This window comes from Janthinobacterium sp. 61 (assembly GCF_002846335.1).
Taxonomy (GTDB): Bacteria; Pseudomonadota; Gammaproteobacteria; order Burkholderiales; family Burkholderiaceae_D; genus Janthinobacterium.
In genome coordinates, this window is the sequence record NZ_PJMQ01000001.1 from 2599045 (window position 1) to 2624678 (window position 25634).

A 25634-nucleotide genomic window follows, 5' to 3' on the forward strand; every position below is an offset into this window, starting at 1 on the left:
AGCTGAAAACGGCCGGAATCGTCGTAGGATTCGTCTTATTTTGACAATATTACGCGCTCTTGCCTCCCCGCCCTGACGGCATGGAAATGAGAAACAGCCCCCCCAGCACCAGGGCACCATTCAATATCAGCAATTCCAGGCCGATGCGGTAATGCTCGAACAGCCGCGCCTGCTCCCCTTCGATCAGGGCGCACAGCAATGGCCCGGCGATGGCCACCAGCGGCACCCAACGGTCGCGCACGTCGCGCCGGCTCAGCAAGCCGAAGGCGAACAGGCCCAGCAGCGGCCCATAGGTATAGCTGGCCAGCTTCAGGATCACGCCTATCATGCTGGGACTATCGATCCACTTGAAGGCAATGATCAGGATCAGGAACAGTGCGGAAAAGCCCAGGTGGACGCGGCGGCGCCAGCGCATCTGCGCCACCGGGGTCAAATCCGTCCTGCGCTGCAGGCCCAGGATGTCGATGCAAAAAGTCGACGTCAAGGCAGTGAGCGCCCCGTCCACGCTGGGAAACAGGGCGGAAATGAGGGCGATGAAGAAAATCAGCTGCACCACGGCGGGGAAGTGCCCGAGCACCACGGCGGGGAACAGTTTATCGCCCGTGGCCGTCACGCCCGCCAGCGGCGCATACAGGTGCAGCAAGCCGCCGAGGAAGAGAAACAGCAGCAGCACGCCCGTCAGCACGACGGTCAGGCTGAGCATATTCTTTTGCGAATCGCGCAAGGTGCGCACGGAGATGTTCTTTTGCATCATTTCCTGGTCCATGCCCGTCATGGCAATCGTGATGAACATGCCGGCGAGAATGTGCTTCCACACATACGCGGGGCTGTCGGGGTCCACATTGAACATGCGCGTGAGTCCCTGCGCGCGCATGTGTTCCAGGCTGTCGACGAGGGACAGGTCCATCTCGCGCAGCAGGAATATGCTGCAGATGACGAGGCCTGCCAGCATGCACGCCGTTTGCAGGGTATCGGTCCAGACGATGGTTTTCACGCCACCTTCATACGTGTAGAGCAAGATCAGCAGCAGCACGACACCGGCCGTCAGCCAGAATGGCACGCCCAGGCTGTCGAGTATCGTTGCCTGCAGGATATTGACCACCAGATACAGCCGCGCTGTGGCGCCCAGCAGGCGCGAAAGAATAAAGAACGCCGCCCCGCTCTGGTAGGAACGCCGGCCCAGGCGCAGCTCCAGGTAACGGTAAATGGAGGTCAGCTGCAGCCGGTAGTACAGCGGCAGCAGAATAAACGTGATGGCAAGGTAGCCCAGTACATAGCCGATCATCAGCTGGACGTAGCCGAAACCATTGCTCCCCACGGCGCCCGGCACGCTGATGAAAGTGACACCCGTGAGCGTGGTGCCCACCATGCCGAAGGCCACCAGCATCCAGTTGCTATCCTTGTTGCCGATGAAAAAACTGTCGTTGGTGGCGTGGCGCGAGGTGCGCCACGCCACGCCCAGCAGGATCAGGAAATAGGCGAGGACGACGGCAAAAAGGATGGTGGGCGACATGGGCGTTGCGCTGGCGGCAAAGTGGAACAGGGGCAGAAATATACAGCAAAGCCCCTATTTACGCCGGTCTCAGCAGCCGGTCGGTTTCACGCGCTCCACTTCCAGGCCGAACCACGGGCGCAAGCGCGTGCCGACGACATTGCCGACGAAGGCGCACACCAGCCACAGCCAGCCGTGCAGGCTGCCCGAGACGATACCGCTGAAATACGCGCCGATATTACAGCCGTAGGCCAGGCGCGCGCCGTAGCCGAGCAGCAAGCCGCCCACGACGGCGGCGATGATCGAGCGACGCGGGATGCGCCACACGGGCGCATAGCGGCCCGCCAGCGCGGCGGCCAGCATGGCGCCCAGCACGATGCCGATGTCCATCACGGACGTCTTGTCTTGCGTCAGCGGCGCGGCCAGGGCGGCCGCGTTGGCCTTGGTGGACCAGTAAGCCCAGCTGGCCGTGTCAATGCCGACCACGGATGCGGCTTTCGCGCCCCACAGGGCGAACGCGGACGTCACGCCCCACGGCTTGCCCGACAGCGCCAGGGTGGCGAAGTTCAGCACGACGAGCGCCACGGCGCCCGCCACCAGCGGCCACGGGCCGTGCAGCCAGGGCGACGACTGCGCCGGGCGCAGCGGTGTCGCGACGAGCTTGCCGTGGCGACGCTTTTCAACGAGGACCGTGATGCCTGCGATCAGCGCGAAAACGATCCAGTTCAGCGCCAGTGCCGGTACCAGGCCCAGGGTCGTGACGAGGGAAATGGGCTTGAGTTGCGGCAGCGAGGTCCAGAATGGCATGTGCGCCGTGCCGATCACGGAGCCGACAATGAAGGCAGCCAGGGTGACAAGCATGCGCGTGCTGCCGCCACCGACCGTGTACAGGGTGCCGGAGGCGCAACCGCCGCCCAGCTGCATGCCGATACCGAAGATGAAGGCGCCAAAGATCACCGAGGTGCCAGCGGGAGAAACCAGGCCCGCGACGGGCGTGCCGAACAGGGTGCCGGCCGATAGCGCGGGGAAGAACAGGGCCACGCCCACGGCCAGCATCAGCATTTGCGCGCGCAAGCCGTCGCCGCGGCCATCGGCAATGAAAACGCGCCAGGCGGACGTGAAACCGAAGGCTGCGTGATACAGGGTGATGCCGAGCAAGGCGCCCACCACATACAGCGCGGCCTGGTTGATGCCCACGGTGTGCGCCAGATACCACGCACCCAGCAGGATGAGCACAAGCGCAACGCCCAGCGGTTTCGGATTGATATCGGTGCGCAGGCGTAGCGATGAAGCTGCAGTATCGGACATGGTAGGGAACGCTAAAGGAAGGGAAGCGCCATTTTCCCCCGTTTTGCTGTTTTCTGCCAGCAAGTTAGCTTGCCTTGCTGCCCCACCAGCAATGCAAAGATGGCGGGCGGCACGCCGGCAAGGAAGGCCTGCCCCCCTGCCCTGCGTACCTGCAGCCCTTATCGGACGGCGCGCATCATTTCGACAGTTTCACCTGCGTCAGTTCCGCCGTCAGATAGCCGACAGCGCCGCTGGCCTTGCTGTTGTAGTTGGTGTTGATGATGATGTTGATCTGATCCTTCAGCGCCGATGGCAGGCCGGGGAAGCGGTTCCACTCATCACCCGGATGCTGGAAGTTGCTCATCACATAGGTCCAGCCATTGATCTCATCGACCGCATGCAGACCGGTCGATTCCGCGCCGGCCGGGCAGGACAGCAAACGTTCCAGCTTCCTGGTATCGACGTTGTACGCCCACAGGAAGTTGTTCAGGTGGTTGCCGCTGTCCTCGCCGATGAACAGGGTGCGCAGTTTTTCTGAGAATTTCAAGTTGTCGGGACTGGCAATCTTGGCCGGGTTGGCGGTATTGCCCAGGCCATCGGCCGCGATGTCCTCACCTGCGATCAGCAGGGTCGATTCGCTCGGCACCCATTCGCTGTCGATCGCCGCGCCGGTGTCATCCTTCTGTCCGCCCGCCAGCTTGTGCGACACAACGCCGCCCGCCACCAGTTTCTTGAACTTGACGTTGTTGCCGGCCACGTAGCCCGCACCGCCTTCGACCATCGAGTCCTGGATGTTGGCATACGCCGAGTAGGCAATCTTGTCCTTGGCGTTGACCGTCGTGCCTTCGTTCTTGGTAAATGCCATGCTGCCACCCTTGAGGGCGGCGTACCGGTGGGTTTCCAGAAAAGCGGCGGCTTTTTCCTGGCCAGCCTTGACTCTGACCCAGGCGGTTTTCTTGTTCAGGACGATCTTCGTGTAGCTGGCATCGGACGGATCGACCAAGGTCGAATCCATGATGTCGGTGGCCTTGATGCCACCGTCGACCAGCGCCTTGATCTCGGCGTGCGTCGCATGGCCCAGCTTGACCCATTGCAGCTTGCCGGTGGTGGTCTCGGTCAGCTGGGTGGTGTATTTGGCGACGTACAGGGTGCCGCCTGCCGCCAGGTCGGCGATCTTGTCGGCCACAAACATGAACAGCCCGCCATTCGTATAGTCGTCACCGCCCAGGATGGTGCGCTGGTCTGGCATCACCTGCACCAGTTCGCGCGAGTAGCGGCCCAGGCAGTAGTGCTTCTTGATGCTGCCGGTGCCGTCCGGGTTTACCGACACTTCCGGCAGGTGGCCGTAGTCATACGCATTGGCGGTAGTCGTATCGCCAAAGACGTTCTTGCTGAATTCCTTGAGCACGGCCAGGGTCTGGCCACCCAGGCCTTGGTCGAAGGCATCGGGTTCATACTCTTCGCTCGACAAATGGGTGTTCCAAGGCGACAGGCTGGCGCCGCAGGTAATCCACAGGCCTTTGACGGACGAAGTATCGACATTGTGGTATTTCACCAGCGACAACTTGCCGGTGGTCTGGTCCTGATCCAGGGTCAGCACGGCGATCGGCGACGGCAGCGTGCCGTAGGTGGATGCGCCGGCCTGGTTGAGCGAGTTATATTCAAACTGCACGACGGCAAACACAGGCTTGCCCTTGACGCCGGTCACGGTGGCGTTGGCCACCGTCAGCATCGAGCTGCCGTCTGGCGAGTCCGAGAAGAACTGGCGTTCCTTGCCCGGCACCGAGCTGTCGATGATAGGCTGGTTCCTGATGTCGAAGTAGCCGCCCGCAATCACCGTTCCGCCCTTGCCATCAGGCACACGGTCGCCGGTCAGGAAGAAAGGTTGGTACGCCAGGTTGTAGCTGTTGCTGCTGCCATCGCTGAAATTGACCTTGAGCTTGGAGCCGACGGTGGTTGTGGCCAGCGCGGCAGGCGCGCTCGCCAGTGGCGCCGCCATGCCGGTGAATTCTGCCGTGGTAAAGGTCGCAGCCGGGGTGCCTGTGCCTGGCGTGGTCACCGGCGGCACGTCGTTATTCGAACTACCGCCACAACCGGACAGAAAGGCGCTGACACCGGTCAAGCCGGCCAAAGGCAGCATGGGTGCACCGGCAAACAGTTGCAACAGGCGGCGACGTGAGGACTCAGGGACGAAATTCGACATTTTTTGTTTCTTCCGTTATAAATAAATATCGTGGGACAGACCAGCTTGAATACGAGGCCGGAGCATAAACGACAAATATTTCAGCTTGATTACAGGCAAACTGTTCCGGGAAGTAAGGGCAAGCGGGCACTCAGGGTTTCAATGGCCTGTCGCATGCATCGATTTTTCGCCGGCAGCCCGCACGGGGATAGGGTTCAATCGATCCAGGCGGCCGCTCAGGGCCGTCAAGCCAAATGCACCGAGCACGACGAGGGCGCCGATCCAGCCCGTGTGCACGAGGCCCAGGTGTTCCACGATCAGACCGCCGCCCCAGGCGCCGCCGGCGATGCCCAGGTTGAAGGCGGCGATATTCAGGCCCGAGGCCACGTCCACGGCGCGTGGCGTGAAGTGCTCGGCTTGCTGCACCACATACACTTGCAAACCGGCCACGTTACCGAAGGCCACGGCGCCCCACAGCAGCACGGTGATGACAACGAGCACGGGATGCGGCGCCGTGAAGGTCAACAGCAGCAAGACGGCTGCCAGCAGCAAAAAGATCAGTTTCAGGGCACGCACGGGGCCCTTCTTGTCGGCTAGCTTGCCGCCCCAGATATTGCCGAAGGCCACGGAAACGCCATACACGAGCATCACCGCGCCCACGGCGCCGGCGCTGAAACCCGATACTTGCTGCAGGATCGGCGCCAGATAGGTGAAAGCGATGAAGGAGCCGCCATAGCCGACGGCCGTCATGGCGTACACCAGCAGCAGGCGCGGCTGGCCCAGCACCTGCACTTGCTGCAGCAAGGAAGCAGGCTTGCTGTGGGCGATGGTCGATGGCACGTACAACAGGCTGCCGACAAAGGCCACCAGTCCCAGGGCCGAGACGGCGAGGAAAGTTTCACGCCAGCCAAAATGCTGGCCGATGAAGGTGCCCAGCGGCACGCCCGTCACCAGGGCCACGGTCAAGCCCGTAAACATGATGGCGATCGCGCTGGCCGCCTTGTCCTTCGGCACCAGAGAGGTGGCGATAGTCGAACCGATGGAAAAGAACACGCCGTGCGCCAGCCCCGTCAGGATGCGGGCGATGACCAGGGTTTCATAGCCGGGCGACTTCCAGGCCAGCAAGTTACCCAGGGTGAACAAGACCATCAGCGACAGCAGCAGGGTCTTGCGGGGGATCTTGCCCGTCAGGGCAGTCAGCACAGGCGCGCCGACGGCGACGCCCAGCGCATACAGGCTGACCAGCAGGCCGGCCGATGGCAGGTTGACGCCCAGGTCCGCGGCGATGGTGGGCAACAGCCCGACAATGACAAACTCGGTGGTTCCGATGGCAAATGCGCTGAGGGTCAGCGCGAGCAAGGCAATGGGCATGACAAACTCCGATAAAAGATGTAGTCATGCAGTATCGGGGTTTTCTTTGTGGCGAAAAATACCTGCTCAGGCAGAAGATAATTGCGCGGCAATCAACAATCAATGGATCTGCTACACTGGCCCGATCGAAACCGGAGCTGTTGCATGAATTCAGAAAAACTGGCGCTGCTGGTCACGCGCGAAATGCCATATGGGAAATATCAGGGGCGGCTGCTGGCCGACTTGCCGGGACACTACCTGGGCTGGTTCGCGCGCGAGGGCTTCCCCTCTGGAGAACTGGGCAGTTTAATCGCGCTGATGTACGAGCTCGATCACAACGATTTGCGTGGCTTGCTCGACCCCTTGCGCACGCGCAAATCGCCATGGCGGCCGGGCGAGTAAGTAGAGTCGTAAGGCGGGTCTTAAAACTGGCGCACCTTCTTCGCCAGCATGGCGCTGAACTCGCCATTTTCCACCAGCTTTTGCAGCTCGCTGGCGCCACCGATGAGCACGCCGTTGACAAAGACCATGGGGAAAGTTGGCCAGCCCGTCCACATTTTCAAGGCATTGCGGCGGTGCCACTGGTTCAGATAACTGCCGTATTGCAGGTACTGGTAGGGCGTACCCAGCACGTCGAGGATCTTGCGCGCCTTGCGCGGAAACGGATTGAGCGCCATGCCGACGACGACCACCTGGTGCGCGGCAATGGCAGCCTGCACTTCGCGCACAATGTCCATATGTTTGCTGCCGATCAAAGGGCGGGCGGCGGGATGGATCTGTGCTTCGTCGAGGATGGCGCGGGTCATGAAAGTCCTGGGGTGAGTGGCATGCGGATCACGCATTGTGCCACGCATACAGGCTGGCGTGGGCTACACTGCGCCTCTTCCCCTCTTCGCGTGGAATATATGCAAGGAATCACTTCCATACCGCAATGCCGCACCCGCCGCCTGCTCGGCGCTCTTCTGCTCGCCGCCAGTTGCACCAGCGCCCTCGCCGCTGCCGATCCTGGGCTCGAAATGGGCCTGATCCATGCGCTGCACCTGAAAAAGGGCACGACAGACAGAGTGGGCACCTCCGGCAAGGCCATCCGGGCCTACATGCGCGAACGCTACCTGCCCAAGCACCCCGACCAGCGCGCCGATTACACCGATTACTACCTGCTGAAGAAGCCGGCAAGCTTCATGGGACATGAACTGGTGCTGATCGAGGAAGAATACATCACGCAATACATCGGCTGCTGCGCCAGCCCCGGCGTTGGCGTGACGGTAAAGGTGCGCGGCAACACGCAGAAACTGCAAGCGTTTGCCCGCACCCAGCGCTGCACCTTGACCGACCCCGTCAATGTTCAACATAAGCTGAGCGAGGTGGCCATCAAGACCAGGATGCCCAAGGGCCATTACGCGTCATTGAGCTGCCGCCAACGCGATGCCGAGCGCGAAGAGCCGTAAGCTGCCGCCGCCATGATGGCCTGCAGCTGCTCGCCGACCCCTATTCAGAACAGCTCGTCGAGCAGCAAATGAAATTGCAGTTTGCCTTGATCGATATCAAGGAGCCCATATTGCTCAACAAACCTTTGCTGCAGCGCGGCGTCCAACTCTCCGAGAGCACGCCAGACGATGGCCAGGTCCTGGTAGCGGTCGGCAATGCCGGCCCGTCCCACGTCGATACAGCCGCTAATGGCACCTTCCTGCATCAGGATATTCTCCGGCGAGAAATCGCCATGCGTAACGACCAGTTCTGGCGTAATCGGCAGGCAGTCCTGCAGCGCCGCCCACACCTGCTCAGCCGTCCAGCCTTCCCGGCCGGCATCGAAATCGTCGGCATCAACCAGGCCTGCATCAATGCGCTGGCGCGCCTGGGCCAGCCGAACGGCAGAGCCAGCATCGATCGGGCAGTCGCTCACGGGCAGCGCGTGCAGGCGGCGCAAAAAGGCCGCCAGCGCGTCGACCACGGCGGGCCTCAGCTGAGGGCTCGCTTTTAGCACCGCGGACGCCCTTATGCCAGGCATGGCCGTCATCAGCAGCCATGCCTGGTCCGGGGCTGCCACGCGGGCGAACTGGACCACGGCCGGCACAGGCAGGTACTGCGCCAGCCAGCGCAGCCGCGCCATTTCATGGGCAATGTCGGCGGCCGCCGCCCCCCCGCCGTGTTTCAGGTACAGGTCCGGCCCACCATCCCGGCCCTGCAGGCGGTAGACGGCAGCGCCCGACTCACCGGCGCTGTCGCGCGTCCACAGAGAAGCAGCCACGGCGGCGCGCAGGCTGGCGGGCATGGCTGCCGTCATGGCGACTTGCCGGCTTTTGGATATGCTCATCTGTCTGGCCTTTGCCCTATCCCAGCGGAACGTGCAAGCCCATCTTGAGGCAGGTCAGTGCCACCGAGGTGCGGTAGCGCCGGATATTGTCGTCGCCGCCGAACAAACGCTCCGTCAGTGCCTCGTATTCGGCCATGCTGCTGGCGGTAATGATCAGCAGGTAATCGGCCTCGCCCGTGATGCCGTAACACTGCTGTATGGCAGGCTCGGCCATGATGCGCGCGCGCATGCCCGCCGTGCGCTGCGGATGCTCGTCGTGCAAATGCACTTCCACCGTCAAGATCAGGGGGCGGCCCAGGCGGCTCGCGTCGAGCACGGCCACCTCGTTGCGGATCACGCCGCTCTCGCGCAGGCGTCGGATGCGCCGCTGCACGGCCGGTGCGGACAGGTGCACGGTCTGGGCGATTTCGCGCTGCGAGGTCGTGTTATCGCGCTGCAAAATATCCAGGATCGCCAGGTCGAAGGCATCGAGGGCATCGAGGGCAAGGGAAGGCGTGAGCGAAAGTTGCGTCATGGAGGTCAAAATGCAGTGCAAATATCGGAGCAGACACAATAAACTTTCGCTATTCCGATATCAAGCCTTTTATCCCCATGCCATTACGCCGCTATTCCTCCCTGATTCCCCTGCTGGCCATCCTCGGCTCCGTCACCTGCCTGGGACTGGGCACTTCATGGGCCAAGCACAGCCTGTTCCCACTAGTGGGTGCACAGGGCACGACGGCCGTACGCGTGGGCTTCTCCGCCTTGCTTCTACTACTGTTCTGGCGTCCGTGGCGCTGGCAGCTGAGCCGCGCCGACCTGCGCACGGTGGCCCTCTACGGCGCGGCGCTGGGCTTGACGAACCTGTGTTTCTATATGTCCCTGCGCACGATCCCCTTCGGCATCGCCGTGGCGATCGAGTTTTCCGGCCCGCTGGCCGTCGCGCTGCTGGCCTCGCGCCGCCCGCTCGACTTCGTCTGGGTAGCTTTGGCCGTGGCGGGACTGGCGCTGCTGCTGCCGCTCGGCCACGACGTCAGCAAGCTCGATCCCACAGGCGTGCTGTTCGCCTTGGGGGCCGCCGTCTGCTGGGCCACCTATATTATCTTCGGCAAGCGCGCCAGCCATTTGCACGCGGGCCATTCCGTCGCCCTGGGCCTGGCCATGGCAGCGCTGGTGGTGGTGCCCGTGGGCGTGGCGCACAGCGGCGCCGCCCTGCTCTCGCCCGTCGTGCTGGGCGTGGGCCTGGGCGTGGCCTTGATTTCCAGCGCAATACCGATCTCGCTGGAAATGGTGGCCCTGAAGCGGCTGACACCGCAGGCCTTCGGCATCATGAGCAGCATGGAACCGGCCGTGGCCGCCATGCTGGCCTTCATCCTGCTCGATGAACGGCTGGATGCACCGCAATGGCTGGCCATCGCCATGATCATGGCCGCCTCCATGGGCAGTTCCTATATGGCGCAGCGCCAGAAACGGGCGCCGGCCGCCGCCGTGCATACCTGAACCGTACCCTTAATGCCCGGCTGCCCCCGCCACGTGGACGGCCAGGTTGCGGCGCGCCAGCCAAGCCAGCGGCAGCAGGGCGAGCAAGGCGGCAGCCACGCCGGCCCACGGCGACGACGCCATCAGCTGGCGCGAGACCATTAAGGCACCGAGCATGGAGCCGAAGGAAATGCCCAGGTTAAACGCGGAAATGTTCAGGCCCGAGGCGAAATCGACGGCTTGCGGCGTATAGCGCTCGGCCGTGGCCAGCATGCCCGCCTGCAGGGCGGGCGACAGGCCGAAGGCGAACACGCCCCAGACAAACAACATCACCGTCATCATCCATGGCGAACTGATGCTCAACGCCACGCCCACTTGCGTGGCGGCCAGCAACAGCAGCATCAGGCGCAAAGCCTTTTGCCAGCCCAGGTGGCTCGTCAGGTAGCCGCCCGCCAGGTTGCCAGCAAAGGTAGCGATGCCGAACACGATCAGCAAGGCGCTGGCCATGGTGGCGGAAAAGCCCGTGACATCGGTCAGGATGGGCGTGATGAAGGTGAATGCGGCAAAGCTGCTGCCGAAGCCGAACGTCGTCACGGCCATCATGGTCAGGATAGGACCGCTGCCGAGGGCCGCCAGCTGCGTCATGGCCTTGCCACCTTTGCCCTGCTGCAAGCCTGCCGGCAGCCAGCGCGCCATGGCGCCCAGGCCCACGGCAGCGAGCACTACGACGGCAAAGAAGGGCAAGCGCCAGCCCATCAAATTGCCAAGGAAACTGCCGAAGGGCACGCCGATCACCATCGCCAGGGTCAGGCCCGCAAACATCACGGAAATCGCCCTGCCCGCCTGCGCCTTCGTCACCAGGCTGGCGGCCACGGTGGCGCCGATGGCAAAGAAGGTGCCGTGCGCCACGGCAGTGATAACCCGTCCTGCCAGCAACAGTTCAAACGTGTGGGAAAAGGCGGCCAGCAGGTTGCCGGCCAGGAAAACGCTCATCAGGCCCAGCAAGGCAGCCTTGCGCGGCAGGCGCGACATCAGCAATACCAGCAGCGGCGTACCAATGGCCAGGGCCAGCGCATACAGGCTCACCAGCGAGCCGGCCGATTCGATGGAAATATGCAAATCCTTCGCAATGGTGGGCAATATGCCCACGACGATGAATTCGGTGACGCCGATGGCAAAGGCGCCGACGGCCAGCGCCAGCACGCCGGGCGGCATCTTGCTGGCTGAAGTGGAAACAGGGCTTGCGGTGGTCATGATGGCTCCAACAATGGTTCAAGCCAGCCAGTGTACCGAGACAAATACTTTTGATATAGACTCTCATAATGGAAGCACTTATGAAATGGATTCAATAATGGCCAGGCAAGACATCAACCGCGCGTTCGAGATGGCCGTGTTCGTGGCCGTGGTGGAAACGGGCGCCTTTTCCGCCGCCGCGCGCCGCCTTGCCCTGACGCCATCGGCCGTCAGCAAACTGGTCAGCCGGCTGGAAGCGCGTCTCGGCGCGCGCTTGCTCCAGCGCAGCACGCGGCAATTGCACACCACACCCGAAGGCGACGCCTTCTTCGTGCAGTGCAAGCGCATCCTCGACGATATCGATGGCGCCGAGCGCGAGGCATCACAGGGCGCGGCGCCGCGCGGGCGCTTGCGCATCAATTGTTTCGTGCCATTCGGCGTGCACCATCTGCTGCCCATCCTGCCCGAGTTCGCGCAGCGCTATCCCGACATCGTGCTCGACGTGGTCGTCAGCGATGCCATTGTCGACTTGCTGGAAGACCGCACCGACATCGCCATCCGCACGGGCAAGCTGAAGGAATCGAACCTGGTGGCGCGCAAACTGGGCGAAGACGCGATGATCGTCGTCGCCGCGCCCGCCTACGTGGCGCGCCATGGCCTGCCGCGCACGCTGCAGGAGCTGTCACAGCACAATCTGCTGGCATTCAATTTCCGCTGCCAGAACGAAACCTGGCCCTTCCTCGACAAGGAGAGCGGAGCAACCTTGCAGGTGGCGCCGCAGGGCAATACCTGCGTCAGCGATGGCGAAAGCATGCGCCAGCTGGTGCTGGCCGGCATGGGGCTGGGACGCTTTTCGCGCCAGCATGTGCAGCGCGATATTGCGCAAGGTCACTTGGTGGAAGTGCTGCAGGACTGCAACCCGGGCGACACGGAACTCGTGCACGCCGTCTTCGTGGGACCGGGCCTGCAAGTGCCGGCCCGCGTGCGCGTGATGCTCGATTATCTGCTGGAAAAGGTCAAGCTGGGCCAGCCTTAAACGACGGCCTCGCCCAGGCGCAGGCGCTTGCCATCGCCCAGCATCACTTCGAATTCCGCCGCCGGCACGGCCGGACTGAACAGATAGCCTTGCAACTGATCGCAGCCCAGTTCGCGCAGGAAGCGCATCTGCTCGGCCGTTTCCACGCCTTCCGCGACGATTTCCTGGCGCAGCTGCTGCGCCATGGTGACGATGGCGCGGGCGATGGCGCAATCGTTTTCCTCGAAGGGCAAGCCGATGACAAACGAGCGGTCGATTTTCAATGTGCTGATGGGGAATTTTTTCAAATACGCGAGGCTGGAGTAACCGGTGCCGAAATCGTCCAGCGCCAGCGACAGACCCATGGCCACCAGCTGGTTCATGATGTCGATCACCTTGTCGGCGCCACGCATCAACAGGCTTTCCGTGATTTCCAGCATGATCTGGTCGGGCCGCACCTGGTAGCGTTCCAGCACGGCCGCTATGCGCGCTGGTAACTGTTCATCGAACTGGCGCGCCGACAGGTTGACGGCGATGGCCGGCATGTCCAGGCCGCGGTCTTCCCAGTTGCGGATCTGGCGGCAAGCCTCGTCCAGCACCCAGGTGCCCAGCTCCAGAATTAAACTGGTTTCCTCGGCCACGGGAATGAAGAGGCCGGGCGAGACCATGCCGCGCATCGGATGCTTCCAGCGCAGCAAGGCTTCCGCGCCCACGATGCGCCCGCTGGCCAGGCTCACTTTCGGCTGGTAATGCAATTCCAGCTCCTTGTCGCCCAGCGCCAATCGCATTTCGCTTTCCAGGCGCAAATGTTCCTTGGCGCGCCGGTTCATGTCTTCGCGGTAAAACAGGAAGGTCGATTCGATGCTCTGCCCCGCCTTCGCCACGGCCACGTCGGCAAAGCGGAACAGGGCCGGCGCTTCCAGGCCGTCTTCCGGATACACGGTAATGCCAATGCTGGCGCCAACGTGCAGCGCGTGCGCATCGATATTGATCGGTGCTTCGAGCAAGTTGAGCAGTTTTTGCGCCACGTTCGCCGCATGTTCGCGCTTTTCGATATGCAGCAGCGCCACGACGAATTTGCTGTTGTCGACCCGCGCCAGGATGTCGGCGTCGCGCAGGGAACCACGGAACAGCTGGCCGATGGCGATCACCAGCTGGTCGCCCACTTCATGGCCCAGCGTGTCGCTGATGGAACCGATACGGCTGATGTCGATGACCATCAGCGCGCCATGCGTCCCTTGCCGTTTCGCTTCGGCCAGGCCCTGGTCGACCAGCTGGTTCAGCAGGCAGCGGTTGGGCAAACCCGTCAGGCTGTCGTAATTGGCCATGCGCTGCATGCGCGCCTCGGCATCCTTGTGCACGCTGATGTCGGAAAACAGGGAAAACACATGGCTGATCTCGCCATATTCGTCGCGCACGACGCTGATGGTGACGTCCTGCGGGAACAGTTCGCCATTCTTGCGCTTGCCGATGATTTCGCCGCGCCAGGAGCCGTGCCCCCGCATGGCGGCGCGCACCTTGGCGCGGAAGTCGGGATCGTGCACGCCAGAGCGCAACAAGTCCGGCGTGCGGCCGATGGCTTCGGCCGGCGAATAGCCGGTGATGCGGCTGAAGGAACTGTTGATGGAGACGATGCGCTCTTCCGCATCCGTGATCAGCACGGCTTGCTCGCTATCTTCAATGATGCGCGCGTGCAACCTCACCTTGTCCACGTCGGAGAGCGGTTCGCTCATGGCCGACAGGCGCACGGCCATGCCGCAAGCCTTGCCCGCCTGGTCGTGGATCACGTGGCGGTGCATGCGCAGCCAGGTCACCATGCCCGACTTCTTGCGCCGGCGCACATCGGTGGCCACGTCGCCCTGCTTGAAATGCAGTTCCAGCACGCTCGCTTCCGCGTCGTCTTCGGGATACAAAAACAAGATGTGCTGGCCCAGCGCTTCCAGTTCGGAATAGCCGAACATCTGTTCGGCGCCATGGTTCCAGCCAATCAGGAAACCATCAGGATCGATCTCCAGCAAGGCATCGGCCGGGGCCACGCGCACCACGGGCCGGCTGGCGCCGCGCAGCTGCTCCAGCTCGTCCTGCAGCCGCGCCAGGGTGGCGGCCTGCTGCGGCCCCGCCTGTTCACGGGCGTCCTGGGCCAGGCGCAGGCACAGCGCGACCTTCGCCTCAAGCATGGCAACCCCGCGCGTATGCCAGGTCAGGGGAACATATCAGGGGCGCTGCGGTGTGTGTAATCATCAAAATCCCACTATGGGGCATGGAAGTCGGAGCAGAAAGACGGTCGAAATACTGTGAATATGGTAACTTAAAAATGTTGGCATATGTCAACATTTTAAGGCCTGCGCCGAATGGCACGGCACTGCGACCCGGAGTGCCGTGCCTGTGTGTCACGCCCGGCCCGGCAGATGCTGCGCCAAACGGGAAAACACATCGGGTTCACGCATGCGCGCCATCCACCAGCGCAGCGCGGCGCCATCCTCGCCCACGCGCCACGCCAGGTAAAACGTTTCCGACGGTTTCGGCTCTTCCACGGCCTTTTCCACCAGCAAGCCACGCGCAATGGCGGCGCGCGCGCACGGCCCCGGCAGGAAGCCAAAACCCAGCCCCAGCACCTGGTAATCGAACTTGACCTGCATGTTCGGCACGCTCAAGGCATCTTGTCCCAGCAACAATCCCACGGTGCGCGGCGCCATCTGGCGCGCCGAGTCGGCCACGACCACGGCCCGGTGCTGCTGCAGGTGGCCGCGCGACAAAGGTTCCGCTACCTGCGCCAGCGGGTGCGTGGGCGCCACGGCAAAAACGAAATCGAGCATGCCTATCGGCTGCGCGATATAGCCGCCGCCCGCCGGACCGTCGCCGGGCGCGCCCACCAGCAAGTCGACCCTGCGGTCCAGCAAAGCTTCCCAGGTGCCCGACAGGGCATCTTGCGACAGGCGCAAGCGCGTCTGTTGCGCTACCTCATAGAAGGCGCGCACATCGTCGGCCAGGGCCACGGCGGAAAACATGGAATCGATGCCGATGGACAACTCGGTTTCCCAGCCGGACGCCACCCTGCGCACGCGGTGCTCGAGGTCCTGTGCCGCCTTCAATAAATACCGGCCCTCTTTCAGCAATTCCTGGCCGGCCGCCGTCAGCATGACTTTCGGGCCATTGCGCTGGAACACTTGCACGCCCAGGTCGTCTTCCAGCTTGGCCACCGTATAGGAAATGGTGGACGGCACTTTATGCAACTCCTTGCCGGCCGACGAGAATGATCCACGGCGGTCGATGGCGTCGACGATTTGCAAGGCTTCCAGGCTCAGTCTTAACATTCGATTTTTTCGATCATAGTACGGTAGATTTTCCGTTTTTCTTTCTGGACTGGGCGGCCTATACTTTCTCCATCGTACAGCGAAGGGCAGAAAAGAAGCCAGGGCGTAGCGCCAGGCAACGGTCCTTCGAAATTATCGCACATTCACTGATAGAAACGGAGTCCACCATGTTACAGATTCGTCATAGCGAAGAACGCGGCGCCGCCAACCACGGCTGGCTCAATTCCCACCACAGCTTTTCCTTCGGCAGCTACCACGATCCCCTGCACATGGGCTTTGGCCCCTTGCTGGTGATCAATGAAGACCGGGTCACGCCCGGCCAGGGCTTCGGCACGCACGGCCACCGCGACATGGAAATCATTTCGTATGTGCTCGACGGCGCGCTCGAACACAAGGACAGCATGGGCACCGGTTCCGTACTGCACTACGGCGACGTGCAGCGCATGAGTGCCGGCAGCGGCGTGCGCCACAGCGAGTTCAACCATTCTGCCACGGATGGCTTGCACTTCCTGCAGATCTGGATCCAGCCAAACGTGACGGGCATTCCACCTAGCTATGAAGAGAAACACTTCACGCCGGAAAGCAAACGGGGCAAGCTGCGCCTGATTGCATCGAGCGACGGGCGCCAGGGTTCCGTGCTGATACACCAGGATGCTGCCATCTACGCCAGCATCCTGCAGGAAGGCGAACAGGCCGAGCATGGGCTGGACGAAGGCCGCCTAGCCTATGTGCACCTGATCCGCGGCAGCCTGGTGGTCAATGGCACGCCCTTGAAAGCGGGCGACGCATTGAAACTGACGCAGGAAGCGGCCGTGACGATTACCCAGCCTGAAGATGCAGAATTCCTGCTCTTCGACCTGCCTAAATAATTGATGAATATAAAGAAAAAGGAAACCAGCATGAAAAACAATACGGATATCCTGCTCCCCCTCGGCCGTGCCGCCCTTGGCGTGCTGTTCTTCGTTTCGGGCTTGCTGAAAATCGGCGGCTTTGCGGGCGTGGCCGGCTACATGGCCAGCCAGGGCTTGCCGCTGGCGAACATCCTTCTGGTGGGCGTGATCGCCCTGGAGGTAGGCGGCGGCTTGCTGCTGATCACGGGTTGGCAGGCGCGCTGGGCGGCGTTGGCGCTGGCGCTGTTTTTGATACCGACCACGCTCATCTTCCACGCGTTCTGGAGCGCCGATGCAGCCCACTTCCAGGACCAGCTGACCAACTTCCTGAAGAATCTGTCCATCTTCGGCGGCATGCTGTTACTGGTGGAACGGGGCTTCGGCAAGGCCAGCCGCCTTGCAAAAGCCTGATCCGGCCGCAATTAGAGGGCTATCACCAGGCATTCCTGCCGTCAAATCTCAGCCAGGGGGAATGGTTTCCCCTGCTTTTTGGTATGATGACAGGGCGCGCCGGTACCGCAGTGGTACGGCGCGCCTCCATTTTCGAACATTACCTATATGAGCACAACCATGCAAAGCGGCGCAGACCTCCTGGCGACAGGCGAATTGGATTACACGACTTCCTGCGCACTGCCGACGCCTTGGGCCCAGTTTACCCTGCACGCCTTTGTCGAACACGCCACGGGCAAGGAACACCTGGCCATGGTGCTGGGCGATGTCGGCAACGGCGAACCTGTACTGGCACGCGTGCATTCCGAGTGCCTGACGGGCGACGTGCTGTTTTCCCAGCGCTGCGATTGCGGTGCCCAGCTCGAAGGCGCCTTGAAACGCATCGCCGAGGAAGGCCGCGGCATTTTGCTGTACCTGCGCCAGGAAGGGCGCGGCATTGGCCTGATCAACAAGATCCGCGCCTACCGCCTGCAGGAAGCGGGTGCCGACACGGTGCAGGCGAATGAACAGCTGGGCTTCAAGGCCGACGCGCGCAACTACACCCTGTGCAAGCCCATGTTTGCGCAATTCGGCATCCACAGCCTGCGTTTGATGACGAACAACCCGCGCAAGATTGCCGCCATGGAAGCGCTGGGCATCACGGTGGCCGAGCGGGTGCCGCTGCTGGTCAACCGCAACGCCTTCAACCAGCATTACCTGAATACCAAGCAAAGCAAACTGGGCCACATGATGACGCCGGAAACGGCGCCAGCACTGGAAGACGGCGCCCTGTAATTCCCCGGGCTGGCGCAGCGCGTGCACACTGCCGCACCGGGCCGGCCCCGCTCCTGCTCACGCATAAAGGATGCATGAAATTATCTAACTTCGCCTTCTTGCTGGCCAGCCTGTGCGCCGCCGCAGGCGCACACGCGGCTCCGGCGCCTGCGCCAGCCGCGGCCACCACCGCTTCGACTCCCCTCGCCAAACCGCCACCGGCCACCGCCGCGCCCGCCGCCACCGAACATGCGGCCTTGCCGCCACCCTCGTCCGCCGCGCAAAAGCTGTACACGGCCGCGCGCGCCGACATGCTGCAGGTGCGCGTGCTGCTGAAAAACGGCCGCACGCAATCGTCGGTAGGTTCGGGCTTCCTGATCGGCACGGGCGACCTGGTCGTGAGCAACTATCACGTCGTGTCGCAATTCGCCCTCGATCCCGATACCTACGTGGGCGAATGGGTCGACACCAGCGGCCAGCGCGGCAATGTGGAATTGCTGGCTGTCGACGTGCTGCACGACTTGGCCGTCTTGCGCGTGAACCGCCATGGCACGGGCTTTTTCAACATGCCGGAATCGCTGGCGCCCCTGACTCAGGGCCAGTACCTGTATTCGATGGGCAATCCGCTGGACCTGGGCTTCGCCATCTCGGAAGGCTCGTACAACGGCATCGTGACGCGCAGCTTCTACGACCAGCTGATGTTTACGGGGCCGATCAATTCCGGTATGAGCGGGGGCCCCAGCGTGACGGCCAGCGGCGATGTCGCCGGCGTGAACGTCTCGAAACGCCTCGATGGTGAACTCGTCAGTTTTCTCGTTCCTGCCCGCTATGCCCAGCAATTGCTGGCCAAGGTGGCCCTGCAAGGCAGGGCGCCGAAAGACTTCAAGCCGCTGGTGACGGCGCAGCTGCTGGCGCATCAGGAAGTGATGCTGGCGCGCCTGCTCGACACGCCCTTGAGCCTGAAAGCCATGGGCCCGTACCGCGTGCCCGTGCGCGAATCGGACCAGATGCGCTGCTGGGGCCGCTCCAACGTGAAGTCCGACAAGCCCTACATGCTCGACAACACCAGCTGCGCCATGGAATCGGCCATCTTCATTTCCGGCGCACTGCAGACGGGGCAAGTGTCGATGCGCCACGAATTCCTGCGCAGCAGCGAACTGGGCGCGCTGCGCTTTTCCGAACTGGCCAGCGCCTCGTTCAAGAATGAAAGTTTCGGCAGCTACAAAAGCGTGCACCTGACGGGGCCACATTGCACCGAACAGTTCGTCAAAAACAAGACCCTGCCCCTGCGCGCCGTCCTGTGCGTGCGCGCCTACCGCAAGTTTACCGGCCTGTACGACTTTGCCCTGCTGGCCGCCAGCACCGATGAGCCACTGATGAGCCTGCAAAGCCGCATCGACGCGCGCGGCGTGTCTTACGCAAACGGCATGCGCGTCACGCGTACCTTCCTCGAAGCGCTATCGCGCGCTCCCTCCGCCACCGGGACGCGCAAGCCATGAAGGCGCCCTATTACCTTGAAATCCTCGCCGAGAACGGCGAAGTGCAGCAGCGCCAGCGCATCGATGCCTTGCCGATCCGCATCGGCCGCGGCTACGACAACGACTTCATTCTCGACGACGCGCATACGGCCGCCCGCCACGCCGTCATCGAAGACGATGGCGCGGAAGGCCTGCTGCTGCGCGACCTGGGCAGCCAGAATGGCGTGATTTACCGGGGCCAGCGGCAACTGCAAGTAGCCTTGAACGGCAACAGCATCGTGCGCCTCGGTCACACGCGCCTGCGCGTGCGCGCCAGCGATCACCCTGTTGCGCCCGAGCTGAGCGATACCACCAGGCACGACTGGGAAGGCTTGCGCCCCGCCGTCGCCGGCCTGGCCATGATCGCCACCTCGGCCGCCTTCAGCAACTGGCTGGGCGACGCGGAAGCCTTCGACCCGATTTCCTACCTGATGATCGTCGCCTACGCACTGGCCGGCGGCCTTGTGTGGGCATCGATCTGGGCCGTGGCGAACCGCCTGTTCGGCCATGTGGCGCGCTTTGGCCGCCACCTGTTCATCATCGGCTGCGGCTTGCTGGCCATGGAAGTGTGGGAACTGGGCAGCAATGTGGCGGCGTATGCGCTGTCGCTGGAAGTGCTGACGCGCTACGGGCGGCATATGTTCATCGTGATTGTATGCGTCATGATCTACTACCATTTGCGCACGATCAAACCCCAGCACCCGCGCCGCTTCGGTCTCGTTGCCGTCGTGCTGGCCATCGTCGGCTCGACCCTGATTTTGCTGAGCAACCTGCAGATCAGCGGTCGCCTGGCCGACGAGGCCTACATGTCGGCAATCTACCCGCCTGCACTGCGTCTGAGCCCGGATCACACGACGGAGGTTTTCTTCCGCGATGCGGCCAGCCTGCAGCGCGCCGTCGATGCCGAACGGGGCAAGGCGACCAAGGGGGCCGAGGAAGACGAGGACAGCGGCGACTGACAACGCGCAAAAAAAAGCCCGCCGTGTCCTGGCGGACCGGCGGGCTTTTTTACGTGCGCAGCGAAGCCCGCACTGTCTCCCAGCTTAGAACTTGTCGTCTTGCCTGCGGCGTGCCGTGAAGCCCAGTAAGCCCAGGGTGGTCAGCAGCATGGCGTAGGTGCTCGGTTCCGGCACAGCCGACACCAGGTCATCGCTGCTGGAAAAACTGGCGAAATCGCTGTTTCCCGCCTTTAACTGGACTTGCTGGCCTTCATCGCAGCAGCCCTCCAGGCCATCGATACTCAAGCTACGATTACCTGCCGACATGGTGCCAGAACCGGCGAGGAACTGGCTGCTGCTTTGGATGTTAGCAGCCCACCACAGGTCGCTGCTCTTGCCGTCCAGCGCCGCGCCGGCATTCACCACGGACGGGTAAGCGGCAGCTTGCAAGCCAGTATTCGAGTAATCGGAGGTGACGGTAATGGTGCTGGCGTTCGCGTGGGCAAACACACCAGCAGCGATCAGGGACAGGACGATTTTAGGCAAATTTTCCATGATAAGTATCCAGTCAGTAAGTATTCAACGGGCGCAGCGGGCGTGCTTGAGCTGAATACACGCTGCATTGAGGCGTGTCGGCATCGCGCTGGCAATTGCAAGGATGAGCGGTCGGGGGCCTGGCTTTCGCAGAGCTTCGCGGGCTTGCGGCATGCCATGGCGGCACTGCAAGCGTCCTGGAACGGGTTCGGGTTCCCGGACAAAGCCAGACAGTTGACGGGTCAGGTAAAACGTTGAATCTATTGTATCTTAAATTCCCTGGAGGAAAAGTATTTTTCTTTTTACCATGTAAAATATTTTTATGACAATCGCGCTGAAGGCAGCTAAAACGGCCTGGATAGCCTTGCTGCCCGGGCAGCACTGTCGCCGCGCAGACTGGCTCGGTGTCGCACCAGCACCACAAAGGCACGCGCCAGTGTCGCATCTTGCGCATTTCTTTTCGCATGCCGCTGCACCACGCGACGAAACAGCATGGCAAAATGCAGTCATGCAGTTATCTGTCCGATGAGGGAGAAAGAGGAAATGGTCGACCTGGAAGAACTACGCTATCTGGCATTGTCGTTTCCCGACACCACCGAGGAAGAACACCACGACCGTCCAGCCTTCCGCGTAGGCGGGAAGATCTTTGCCACCCTGCCCGACGACAAGCACATCAACGTGCTGCTCGATGCGGAAGCGGCGCATATCGCCACCGTCATCACGCCGTCCGGCTGCGAAAAACTGTGGTGGGGCGAGCGGCTGGCCGGTATCACGGTATGCCTGGCGGATGCCGAACTGGACATGCTAGCCGCCGCCCTGACGGCCGCCTGGCGGCGCAAGGCGCCCAGCGACCTGGCCAAGACCATCGCCCCGACAGGGTAGTTACAGCGGCCAATTGCGCAACAGCAAGCCCACCATCTGCTGCAATTGCTCGCGCGATACGCCCGCCGCCGCCTGAATGGCCATGCCCTGCGACAGGGTCACGACAAAGCGCGCCTGCTGCTCGGGGCAGGAATCGGGCGGCAAATCCCCCTCTTCCTTGGCGCGCCGCAAGCGGTCGCGCAATTTGATTTCACCGCGCAGACGGCGCGCAAACAATTCATCGCGGATCGGCAAGGCATCGTCGCTGCAGGCGAGCGCCGCATTCACGCCCATGCAGCCGTGCGGACCATCGGGCATGGTTTGCGCATCGACATACTGCGTCAGCAAGGCTTCCACCACCTGGCGGGCCGTCGGCTGTTCCAGCGCAGCATCGAAAAACTGCATGCGCGTGTCGCTGTAGCGCTCCAGTGCCTTGTGGAACAATTGCTCCTTGTTGCCGAAAACGGCGTACAAGCTGGGCCGGTTCATGCCCATGGCTTTCGTCAATTCCGGCAAGGAACTGCCTTCATAGCCTTTCTCCCAGAACACTTTCATGGCGCAATCGAGCGCTTCGTCCGCGTCAAAGGTGCGTGGCCGGCCCGTTTTCGCCTTGACCGCTTGCTCTTTTTTATCTTGTTTCATACCGTTCGGTAAAAAATTATTGACAACAATGTCTGCCTGGCCTGATTATATACCGACCGGTTAAAAACCTCTCGGCTTTTCAGGACTCCCCATGCAAACACCACCCGCTTCCCCCTCCGCCCCGGCGGCCACCAGCAACGATACCACCGTGGCGCCCTGGCTGGCCGTCTTATCGGTCGGCATCGGCGCCTTCGCCCTCGTCACGTCCGAATTCCTGCCCGTCGGCCTGCTGCCGGCCATGGCTGCCGAACTGGATATCAGCAAGGGCCAGGCGGGGCTGATGATCACCACGCCCGGCATCGTTGCCGCGTTTGCCGCCATCTTCGTCACCGTCGGTTCGGGCCGCCTGGACCGCCGCATCGTGCTGCTGGCACTCACCGCCCTGCTGGTCGCTTCGAACCTGCTGGTGGCGCTGGCGCCCTCATATGGGGCGATATTACTGGGCCGCGCCATGCTGGGCGTGGGCGTCGGCGGCTTCTGGGCGATCGGCAGCGCCATCGGCCCGCGCCTGGTGGCGCAGCAACATGCGTCGCGCGCCATGTCCATCATCTTCGCCGGCGTCTCGCTGGGCACGGTGGCCGGCGTGCCGGCCGGCGCGCTGGTGGGCGAACTGGTGGGCTGGAGGGTCGCCTTCGGCGCGGCCAGCGCCATTGCCGTGCTGGTCTTCCTCGGCCAATTGTTGCTGCTGCCCAAGCTGCCACCGACACAGGCCATCCGCTTGCGCCAGTTGCCGATGATTTTCGGCATCCGCAAGGCCAGGCTGGGCCTGATCGCCACGGCCATGCTGTTCACGGGCCAGTTCGCCGCCTACACGTATATCGCACCCTTCCTCACGCAAATTTCGCACCTGTCCGCCGGCACGGTCAGCGCCATGCTGCTGGTATATGGCGCTTCCGGTTTCATCGGCAACCTCGTGGGCGGCTGGGCCGCCGGCCGCTACGAACGGGCCGCGCTGATGGTCACAGGTGCAGTGCTGGGCCTGTCCACCCTGGCCTTGGCCGCGTTCGGCAGCCATGCGCTCGCCGCCATGCTGCTGGTGGCCGTGTGGGGCTTCGGTTTCGGCGCCATGCCGATCGCCGTGCAAACGTGGATGTTCAAGGCGGCGCCGGACTTGATGGAAGGCAGCAGCGCGCTGTTTGTTGCGATTGTGCAAGTGTCGCTGGCGTCCGGCGCCCTGCTCGGTGGCATGGCCGTCGACCGGCTGGGCGTATCGAGCGCGATGGTGGTGGGCGGCCTGTTCGCCCTCGGCTGCGCGTTGACGATCGCGCTCTTCGGCAAGCCGCAGGCCAGCGCCAAGGCCGGCGCGTCCTGCATCGCATCGTAGGAAAGTGATATCAGATGCGGCCGCGCCGAAATTCGCCGAGGAATTTCAAGACTTCGGCCGGCGTCATCAAGACGTCCGCGTCGCCATGATACGCATACAGGAAGGGCGTGCCGCCCAGGCGGTCCGTCAGCTTGGCGAACAATAAAAAACGGCTGCCCAGCGGGTAGCGCTGCAGGTCCACCAGGCGGCGCGAACACTGCACGGCCAGTTCGGGCGAAAAGGCCTGGCCCGGCACGGGGCGAATTTCCACGCGGCCATCGATGGCGCGCGATTCGACGGCAACGTGCCGGTATGCATAAGTATCACGGGCCATGCCGCCACCTTGTCTTGAGTAAAGGCGCCATCTTAAGCGAAGATGGCGCCTGCCGTACTACTGCCCCACGATGCGCAGCAAGCGGCCGTTGTCCTCATCCGTCAGCGCATACAGGTAGCCGTCCGGTCCCTGGCGCACGTCGCGCACGCGCGCGCCGATTGCCAGGCGGTCCTGCCCCGTCACCTTGCCATTCGCATCGACGGCGATGCGGCGTATATCCTTGGCCGCCAGGCCGCCGCTGAAGATGCTGCCGCGCCAGGCGGCAATCTTGTCGCCCGTGTAGACGGCCAGCCCTGACGGCGCCGGCGACGGCACCCAGGCCACGCTCGGATTGATCATGCCCGCCACTTCATGCTTGCCGACGGGTTCATGCGTCTTGTAGTCGGCGCCATTGCTTTGCAGTGGCCAGCCGTAGTTGCCACCCGCCACCACCAGGTTCAGCTCGTCGCCGCCATACGGGCCATGTTCCGTGGCCCACACGCGGCCGGAAACGGGGTCGAGCGCCAGGCCTTGCACGTTGCGGTGTCCATATGACCAGATTTCCGGCAAGGCGCCCTTGGCCGCCAGCGGATTGCCGGGCGCCGGCTTGCCATCTTCCGTCAGGCGCAGGATGGAACCCTGGTGCGTGGCCAGGTTTTGCGCCTGCTCGCGCGCCAGGCGGTCGCCTATGCGCAGCGGTGGATTGCCGCCGTCGGCCACGCTCATCAGCAAGGTGCCGTCCGGTAACCACAACAGGCGCGAGCCGAAGTGCTGGCCGCCACTCTTGTCAGTCGCCACCTTGAACAGGGTCTGGATGCCCGTCACCTTCTTGCCGTCGAATACGCCGCGCACCAGGGTCGTGCGGTTCGCGTCATTGGTGCCCGTTGACAGCGTCATGTACACACGCGGATTCGGCTTGCTGGCATCCTGCGGGTGCAGCGTGATATCGAGCAAGCCGCCCTGCCCGCCCGTAAACACCTTGGGCATGCCTTCCAGCGCCACGTCGGTAAAAGTCTTGCCGTTCAGCAAATGCAAGCTGCCCTGCTTGCTGGTCACCAGCGCGCGCCCGTCGCCCAGCCAGGCAATGCCCCAAGGCTGGCGCACGCCTTCGGCGACCGTCTCGGCCTTCCATCCCTGTTTCGCGGCGGGCGGTTCGCCCGTGGCTTGCAGTTCGGCCCAGGCCGACGGCGCGGCGGCCAATGCCCATGCAAGCAAGATGCTGGTGCGGCGTAACTGGAACATGCTCTCTCCTGTCAGTGAATGATGCGAAGGTGGTGTATCAGGCGCGCAGCAGCAAGGCCACGGCTTCGGCCGCGATGCCTTCTTCACGGCCCAGGTAGCCCAGCTTTTCATTCGTCTTGGCCTTGATGTTGACCTGACCCACGGCGACGCCCAGGTCTTCGGCCACGTTGGCGCACATGGCGCCGATGTGCGGCGCCATCTTCGGGCGCTGGGCGATGATGGTGGCGTCGATATTGCCGATGATATAACCGGTGGCTTGCACGCGGCGCACGGCTTCGCGCAGCAGGGTGCGCGAATCGGCGCCCTTGAATTGCGCATCCGTATCGGGAAAATGGCGGCCAATGTCGCCCAGCGCGGCGGCGCCGAAGATGGCGTCGGTAATCGCGTGCAGCAGCACGTCCGCATCGGAATGGCCCAGCAAGCCCAGGTGATGGGGAATCTTCACGCCGCCGATGATCAGGTCGCGGTTTTCCACCAGCGCGTGGCAGTCATAGCCCTGGCCGATGCGGAAAGGAAGTACGGGAGTCGTTGTGTTCATGCGGGTCT

At 63.0% G+C, this 25634-nt stretch carries 26 protein-coding genes; 11 read left to right on the top strand and 15 right to left on the bottom strand.

Translation table 11 applies throughout. The features are described 5' to 3' along the window. Window positions 1-49 precede the first annotated feature (49 nt). From CLU92_RS11875 to CLU92_RS11890, 4 genes are all read right to left on the bottom strand, one after another. Window positions 50-1513, bottom strand: a complete 1464-nt coding sequence (locus tag CLU92_RS11875) for a sodium:solute symporter (protein ID WP_101482062.1) — start codon at window positions 1511-1513, stop codon at window positions 50-52. Window positions 1514-1582: 69 nt separating this feature from the next. Beyond that, the gene (locus tag CLU92_RS11880) at window positions 1583-2800 is read right to left on the bottom strand and encodes a YeeE/YedE family protein (protein WP_101482063.1); all 1218 of its coding nucleotides are present in this window, start codon (window positions 2798-2800) and stop codon (window positions 1583-1585) included. A gap of 175 nt (window positions 2801-2975) precedes the next feature. After that, complete coding sequence (locus CLU92_RS11885) at window positions 2976-4982, bottom strand: PhoX family phosphatase (RefSeq protein WP_101482064.1); 2007 nt, start codon at window positions 4980-4982, stop codon at window positions 2976-2978. A 138-nt stretch (window positions 4983-5120) separates the two neighbouring features. Continuing rightward, window positions 5121-6332 carry an MFS transporter gene (locus CLU92_RS11890; RefSeq protein ID WP_101482065.1) on the bottom strand — a complete coding sequence of 404 codons (1212 nt, stop codon included), beginning with the start codon at window positions 6330-6332 and terminating at the stop codon, window positions 5121-5123. A gap of 144 nt (window positions 6333-6476) precedes the next feature. Between CLU92_RS11890 and CLU92_RS11895 the strand changes: the two genes are divergently transcribed. Beyond that, window positions 6477-6713, top strand: a complete 237-nt coding sequence (locus CLU92_RS11895; RefSeq protein WP_071076391.1) for a DUF3820 family protein — start codon at window positions 6477-6479, stop codon at window positions 6711-6713. A 20-nt stretch (window positions 6714-6733) separates the two neighbouring features. Here the strand turns inward: CLU92_RS11895 and CLU92_RS11900 are convergent, their stop codons facing one another. Next, a complete protein-coding gene (locus CLU92_RS11900) occupies window positions 6734-7117 on the bottom strand; it encodes a glutaredoxin domain-containing protein (protein WP_101482066.1) in 384 nt (127 codons plus the stop codon). A 99-nt stretch (window positions 7118-7216) separates the two neighbouring features. Between CLU92_RS11900 and CLU92_RS11905 the strand changes: the two genes are divergently transcribed. After that, window positions 7217-7759 carry a hypothetical protein gene (locus tag CLU92_RS11905; RefSeq protein ID WP_101482067.1) on the top strand — a complete coding sequence of 181 codons (543 nt, stop codon included), beginning with the start codon at window positions 7217-7219 and terminating at the stop codon, window positions 7757-7759. Between the two features lie 44 nt (window positions 7760-7803). Here the strand turns inward: CLU92_RS11905 and CLU92_RS11910 are convergent, their stop codons facing one another. Beyond that, on the bottom strand, window positions 7804-8625 hold the full coding sequence (locus CLU92_RS11910; protein ID WP_101482068.1) for an APH(3') family aminoglycoside O-phosphotransferase: 822 nt from the start codon (window positions 8623-8625) through the stop codon (window positions 7804-7806). A 16-nt stretch (window positions 8626-8641) separates the two neighbouring features. Then, entirely contained in the window at window positions 8642-9139 is a 498-nt protein-coding gene (locus CLU92_RS11915) for an Lrp/AsnC family transcriptional regulator (RefSeq protein WP_101482069.1), read from the bottom strand. Between the two features lie 77 nt (window positions 9140-9216). Here CLU92_RS11915 and CLU92_RS11920 point away from each other — a divergent pair, with 77 nt between their 5' ends. Next, complete coding sequence (locus CLU92_RS11920; protein WP_101482070.1) at window positions 9217-10104, top strand: DMT family transporter; 888 nt, start codon at window positions 9217-9219, stop codon at window positions 10102-10104. A gap of 9 nt (window positions 10105-10113) precedes the next feature. Here the strand turns inward: CLU92_RS11920 and CLU92_RS11925 are convergent, their stop codons facing one another. Further along, window positions 10114-11337 carry an MFS transporter gene (locus tag CLU92_RS11925; protein ID WP_180338502.1) on the bottom strand — a complete coding sequence of 408 codons (1224 nt, stop codon included), beginning with the start codon at window positions 11335-11337 and terminating at the stop codon, window positions 10114-10116. Window positions 11338-11422: 85 nt separating this feature from the next. Between CLU92_RS11925 and CLU92_RS11930 the strand changes: the two genes are divergently transcribed. After that, complete coding sequence (locus tag CLU92_RS11930; RefSeq protein WP_243857993.1) at window positions 11423-12352, top strand: LysR family transcriptional regulator; 930 nt, start codon at window positions 11423-11425, stop codon at window positions 12350-12352. Here CLU92_RS11930 and CLU92_RS11935 read toward each other — a convergent pair. Further along, on the bottom strand, window positions 12349-14508 hold the full coding sequence (locus CLU92_RS11935; protein WP_101482073.1) for a bifunctional diguanylate cyclase/phosphodiesterase: 2160 nt from the start codon (window positions 14506-14508) through the stop codon (window positions 12349-12351). The genes CLU92_RS11930 and CLU92_RS11935 overlap by 4 nt on opposite strands. A gap of 213 nt (window positions 14509-14721) precedes the next feature. Next, window positions 14722-15645, bottom strand: a complete 924-nt coding sequence (locus tag CLU92_RS11940; protein WP_101482074.1) for a LysR family transcriptional regulator — start codon at window positions 15643-15645, stop codon at window positions 14722-14724. Between the two features lie 167 nt (window positions 15646-15812). Here CLU92_RS11940 and CLU92_RS11945 point away from each other — a divergent pair, with 167 nt between their 5' ends. The 5 genes from CLU92_RS11945 to CLU92_RS11965 all read left to right on the top strand — a co-directional run bounded on the left by CLU92_RS11945 (window position 15813) and on the right by CLU92_RS11965 (window position 20214). Then, window positions 15813-16514: a pirin family protein gene (locus CLU92_RS11945; RefSeq protein ID WP_101482075.1), complete on the top strand. Its 702-nt coding sequence runs from the start codon at window positions 15813-15815 to the stop codon at window positions 16512-16514. Window positions 16515-16544: 30 nt separating this feature from the next. Further along, window positions 16545-16946, top strand: a complete 402-nt coding sequence (locus CLU92_RS11950; RefSeq protein ID WP_101484640.1) for a DoxX family protein — start codon at window positions 16545-16547, stop codon at window positions 16944-16946. 159 nt (window positions 16947-17105) lie between these two features. Beyond that, window positions 17106-17759 (top strand): GTP cyclohydrolase II, encoded by a 654-nt coding sequence (gene ribA / locus CLU92_RS11955; protein WP_035820484.1) that lies wholly within the window; start codon window positions 17106-17108, stop codon window positions 17757-17759. A 74-nt stretch (window positions 17760-17833) separates the two neighbouring features. Further along, window positions 17834-19237, top strand: coding sequence for a serine protease (locus CLU92_RS11960; RefSeq protein WP_101482076.1), 1404 nt, complete (start codon window positions 17834-17836; stop codon window positions 19235-19237). Further along, window positions 19234-20214, top strand: coding sequence for an FHA domain-containing protein (locus CLU92_RS11965; protein WP_101482077.1), 981 nt, complete (start codon window positions 19234-19236; stop codon window positions 20212-20214). Before CLU92_RS11960 ends, CLU92_RS11965 begins: the two co-directional genes overlap by 4 nt. Before the next feature lie 84 nt (window positions 20215-20298). Here the strand turns inward: CLU92_RS11965 and CLU92_RS11970 are convergent, their stop codons facing one another. Next, entirely contained in the window at window positions 20299-20748 is a 450-nt protein-coding gene (locus tag CLU92_RS11970; RefSeq protein WP_101482078.1) for a CCXG family PEP-CTERM protein, read from the bottom strand. Between the two features lie 504 nt (window positions 20749-21252). Between CLU92_RS11970 and CLU92_RS11975 the strand changes: the two genes are divergently transcribed. Next, window positions 21253-21609: an MmcQ/YjbR family DNA-binding protein gene (locus CLU92_RS11975; RefSeq protein ID WP_257561068.1), complete on the top strand. Its 357-nt coding sequence runs from the start codon at window positions 21253-21255 to the stop codon at window positions 21607-21609. Here CLU92_RS11975 and CLU92_RS11980 read toward each other — a convergent pair whose 3' ends face one another. Beyond that, the gene (locus tag CLU92_RS11980) at window positions 21610-22230 is read right to left on the bottom strand and encodes a TetR/AcrR family transcriptional regulator (protein ID WP_101482080.1); all 621 of its coding nucleotides are present in this window, start codon (window positions 22228-22230) and stop codon (window positions 21610-21612) included. Window positions 22231-22321: 91 nt separating this feature from the next. Here CLU92_RS11980 and CLU92_RS11985 point away from each other — a divergent pair, with 91 nt between their 5' ends. Continuing rightward, window positions 22322-23554, top strand: coding sequence for an MFS transporter (locus CLU92_RS11985; RefSeq protein WP_101482081.1), 1233 nt, complete (start codon window positions 22322-22324; stop codon window positions 23552-23554). A 10-nt stretch (window positions 23555-23564) separates the two neighbouring features. Here CLU92_RS11985 and CLU92_RS11990 read toward each other — a convergent pair whose 3' ends face one another. The 3 genes from CLU92_RS11990 to ispF are packed head-to-tail and all read right to left on the bottom strand — an operon-like array spanning window position 23565 to window position 25626. Next, the gene (locus CLU92_RS11990; RefSeq protein WP_101482082.1) at window positions 23565-23867 is read right to left on the bottom strand and encodes a hypothetical protein; all 303 of its coding nucleotides are present in this window, start codon (window positions 23865-23867) and stop codon (window positions 23565-23567) included. Window positions 23868-23924: 57 nt separating this feature from the next. After that, window positions 23925-25088 (bottom strand): PQQ-dependent sugar dehydrogenase, encoded by a 1164-nt coding sequence (locus CLU92_RS11995; RefSeq protein WP_101482083.1) that lies wholly within the window; start codon window positions 25086-25088, stop codon window positions 23925-23927. 37 nt (window positions 25089-25125) lie between these two features. Continuing rightward, window positions 25126-25626 carry a 2-C-methyl-D-erythritol 2,4-cyclodiphosphate synthase gene (gene ispF, locus CLU92_RS12000; protein WP_101482084.1) on the bottom strand — a complete coding sequence of 167 codons (501 nt, stop codon included), beginning with the start codon at window positions 25624-25626 and terminating at the stop codon, window positions 25126-25128. Window positions 25627-25634: the final 8 nt, after the last annotated feature.

What these genes read in the sequence shown, in the direction of transcription:
- CLU92_RS11875 (WP_101482062.1), bottom strand. Translation starts at nt 1,513, where the DNA reads ATGTCGCCCACCATCCTTTTTGCCGTCGTCCTCGCCTATTTCCTGATC.
- CLU92_RS11880 (WP_101482063.1), bottom strand. Translation starts at nt 2,800, where the DNA reads ATGTCCGATACTGCAGCTTCATCGCTACGCCTGCGCACCGATATCAAT.
- CLU92_RS11885 (WP_101482064.1), bottom strand. Translation starts at nt 4,982, where the DNA reads ATGTCGAATTTCGTCCCTGAGTCCTCACGTCGCCGCCTGTTGCAACTG.
- CLU92_RS11890 (WP_101482065.1), bottom strand. Translation starts at nt 6,332, where the DNA reads ATGCCCATTGCCTTGCTCGCGCTGACCCTCAGCGCATTTGCCATCGGA.
- CLU92_RS11895 (WP_071076391.1), top strand. Translation starts at nt 6,477, where the DNA reads ATGAATTCAGAAAAACTGGCGCTGCTGGTCACGCGCGAAATGCCATAT.
- CLU92_RS11900 (WP_101482066.1), bottom strand. Translation starts at nt 7,117, where the DNA reads ATGACCCGCGCCATCCTCGACGAAGCACAGATCCATCCCGCCGCCCGC.
- CLU92_RS11905 (WP_101482067.1), top strand. Translation starts at nt 7,217, where the DNA reads ATGCAAGGAATCACTTCCATACCGCAATGCCGCACCCGCCGCCTGCTC.
- CLU92_RS11910 (WP_101482068.1), bottom strand. Translation starts at nt 8,625, where the DNA reads ATGAGCATATCCAAAAGCCGGCAAGTCGCCATGACGGCAGCCATGCCC.
- CLU92_RS11915 (WP_101482069.1), bottom strand. Translation starts at nt 9,139, where the DNA reads ATGACGCAACTTTCGCTCACGCCTTCCCTTGCCCTCGATGCCCTCGAT.
- CLU92_RS11920 (WP_101482070.1), top strand. Translation starts at nt 9,217, where the DNA reads ATGCCATTACGCCGCTATTCCTCCCTGATTCCCCTGCTGGCCATCCTC.
- CLU92_RS11925 (WP_180338502.1), bottom strand. Translation starts at nt 11,337, where the DNA reads ATGACCACCGCAAGCCCTGTTTCCACTTCAGCCAGCAAGATGCCGCCC.
- CLU92_RS11930 (WP_243857993.1), top strand. Translation starts at nt 11,423, where the DNA reads ATGGATTCAATAATGGCCAGGCAAGACATCAACCGCGCGTTCGAGATG.
- CLU92_RS11935 (WP_101482073.1), bottom strand. Translation starts at nt 14,508, where the DNA reads ATGCTTGAGGCGAAGGTCGCGCTGTGCCTGCGCCTGGCCCAGGACGCC.
- CLU92_RS11940 (WP_101482074.1), bottom strand. Translation starts at nt 15,645, where the DNA reads ATGTTAAGACTGAGCCTGGAAGCCTTGCAAATCGTCGACGCCATCGAC.
- CLU92_RS11945 (WP_101482075.1), top strand. Translation starts at nt 15,813, where the DNA reads ATGTTACAGATTCGTCATAGCGAAGAACGCGGCGCCGCCAACCACGGC.
- CLU92_RS11950 (WP_101484640.1), top strand. Translation starts at nt 16,545, where the DNA reads ATGAAAAACAATACGGATATCCTGCTCCCCCTCGGCCGTGCCGCCCTT.
- ribA (WP_035820484.1), top strand. Translation starts at nt 17,106, where the DNA reads ATGCAAAGCGGCGCAGACCTCCTGGCGACAGGCGAATTGGATTACACG.
- CLU92_RS11960 (WP_101482076.1), top strand. Translation starts at nt 17,834, where the DNA reads ATGAAATTATCTAACTTCGCCTTCTTGCTGGCCAGCCTGTGCGCCGCC.
- CLU92_RS11965 (WP_101482077.1), top strand. Translation starts at nt 19,234, where the DNA reads ATGAAGGCGCCCTATTACCTTGAAATCCTCGCCGAGAACGGCGAAGTG.
- CLU92_RS11970 (WP_101482078.1), bottom strand. Translation starts at nt 20,748, where the DNA reads ATGGAAAATTTGCCTAAAATCGTCCTGTCCCTGATCGCTGCTGGTGTG.
- CLU92_RS11975 (WP_257561068.1), top strand. Translation starts at nt 21,253, where the DNA reads ATGAGGGAGAAAGAGGAAATGGTCGACCTGGAAGAACTACGCTATCTG.
- CLU92_RS11980 (WP_101482080.1), bottom strand. Translation starts at nt 22,230, where the DNA reads ATGAAACAAGATAAAAAAGAGCAAGCGGTCAAGGCGAAAACGGGCCGG.
- CLU92_RS11985 (WP_101482081.1), top strand. Translation starts at nt 22,322, where the DNA reads ATGCAAACACCACCCGCTTCCCCCTCCGCCCCGGCGGCCACCAGCAAC.
- CLU92_RS11990 (WP_101482082.1), bottom strand. Translation starts at nt 23,867, where the DNA reads ATGGCCCGTGATACTTATGCATACCGGCACGTTGCCGTCGAATCGCGC.
- CLU92_RS11995 (WP_101482083.1), bottom strand. Translation starts at nt 25,088, where the DNA reads ATGTTCCAGTTACGCCGCACCAGCATCTTGCTTGCATGGGCATTGGCC.
- ispF (WP_101482084.1), bottom strand. Translation starts at nt 25,626, where the DNA reads ATGAACACAACGACTCCCGTACTTCCTTTCCGCATCGGCCAGGGCTAT.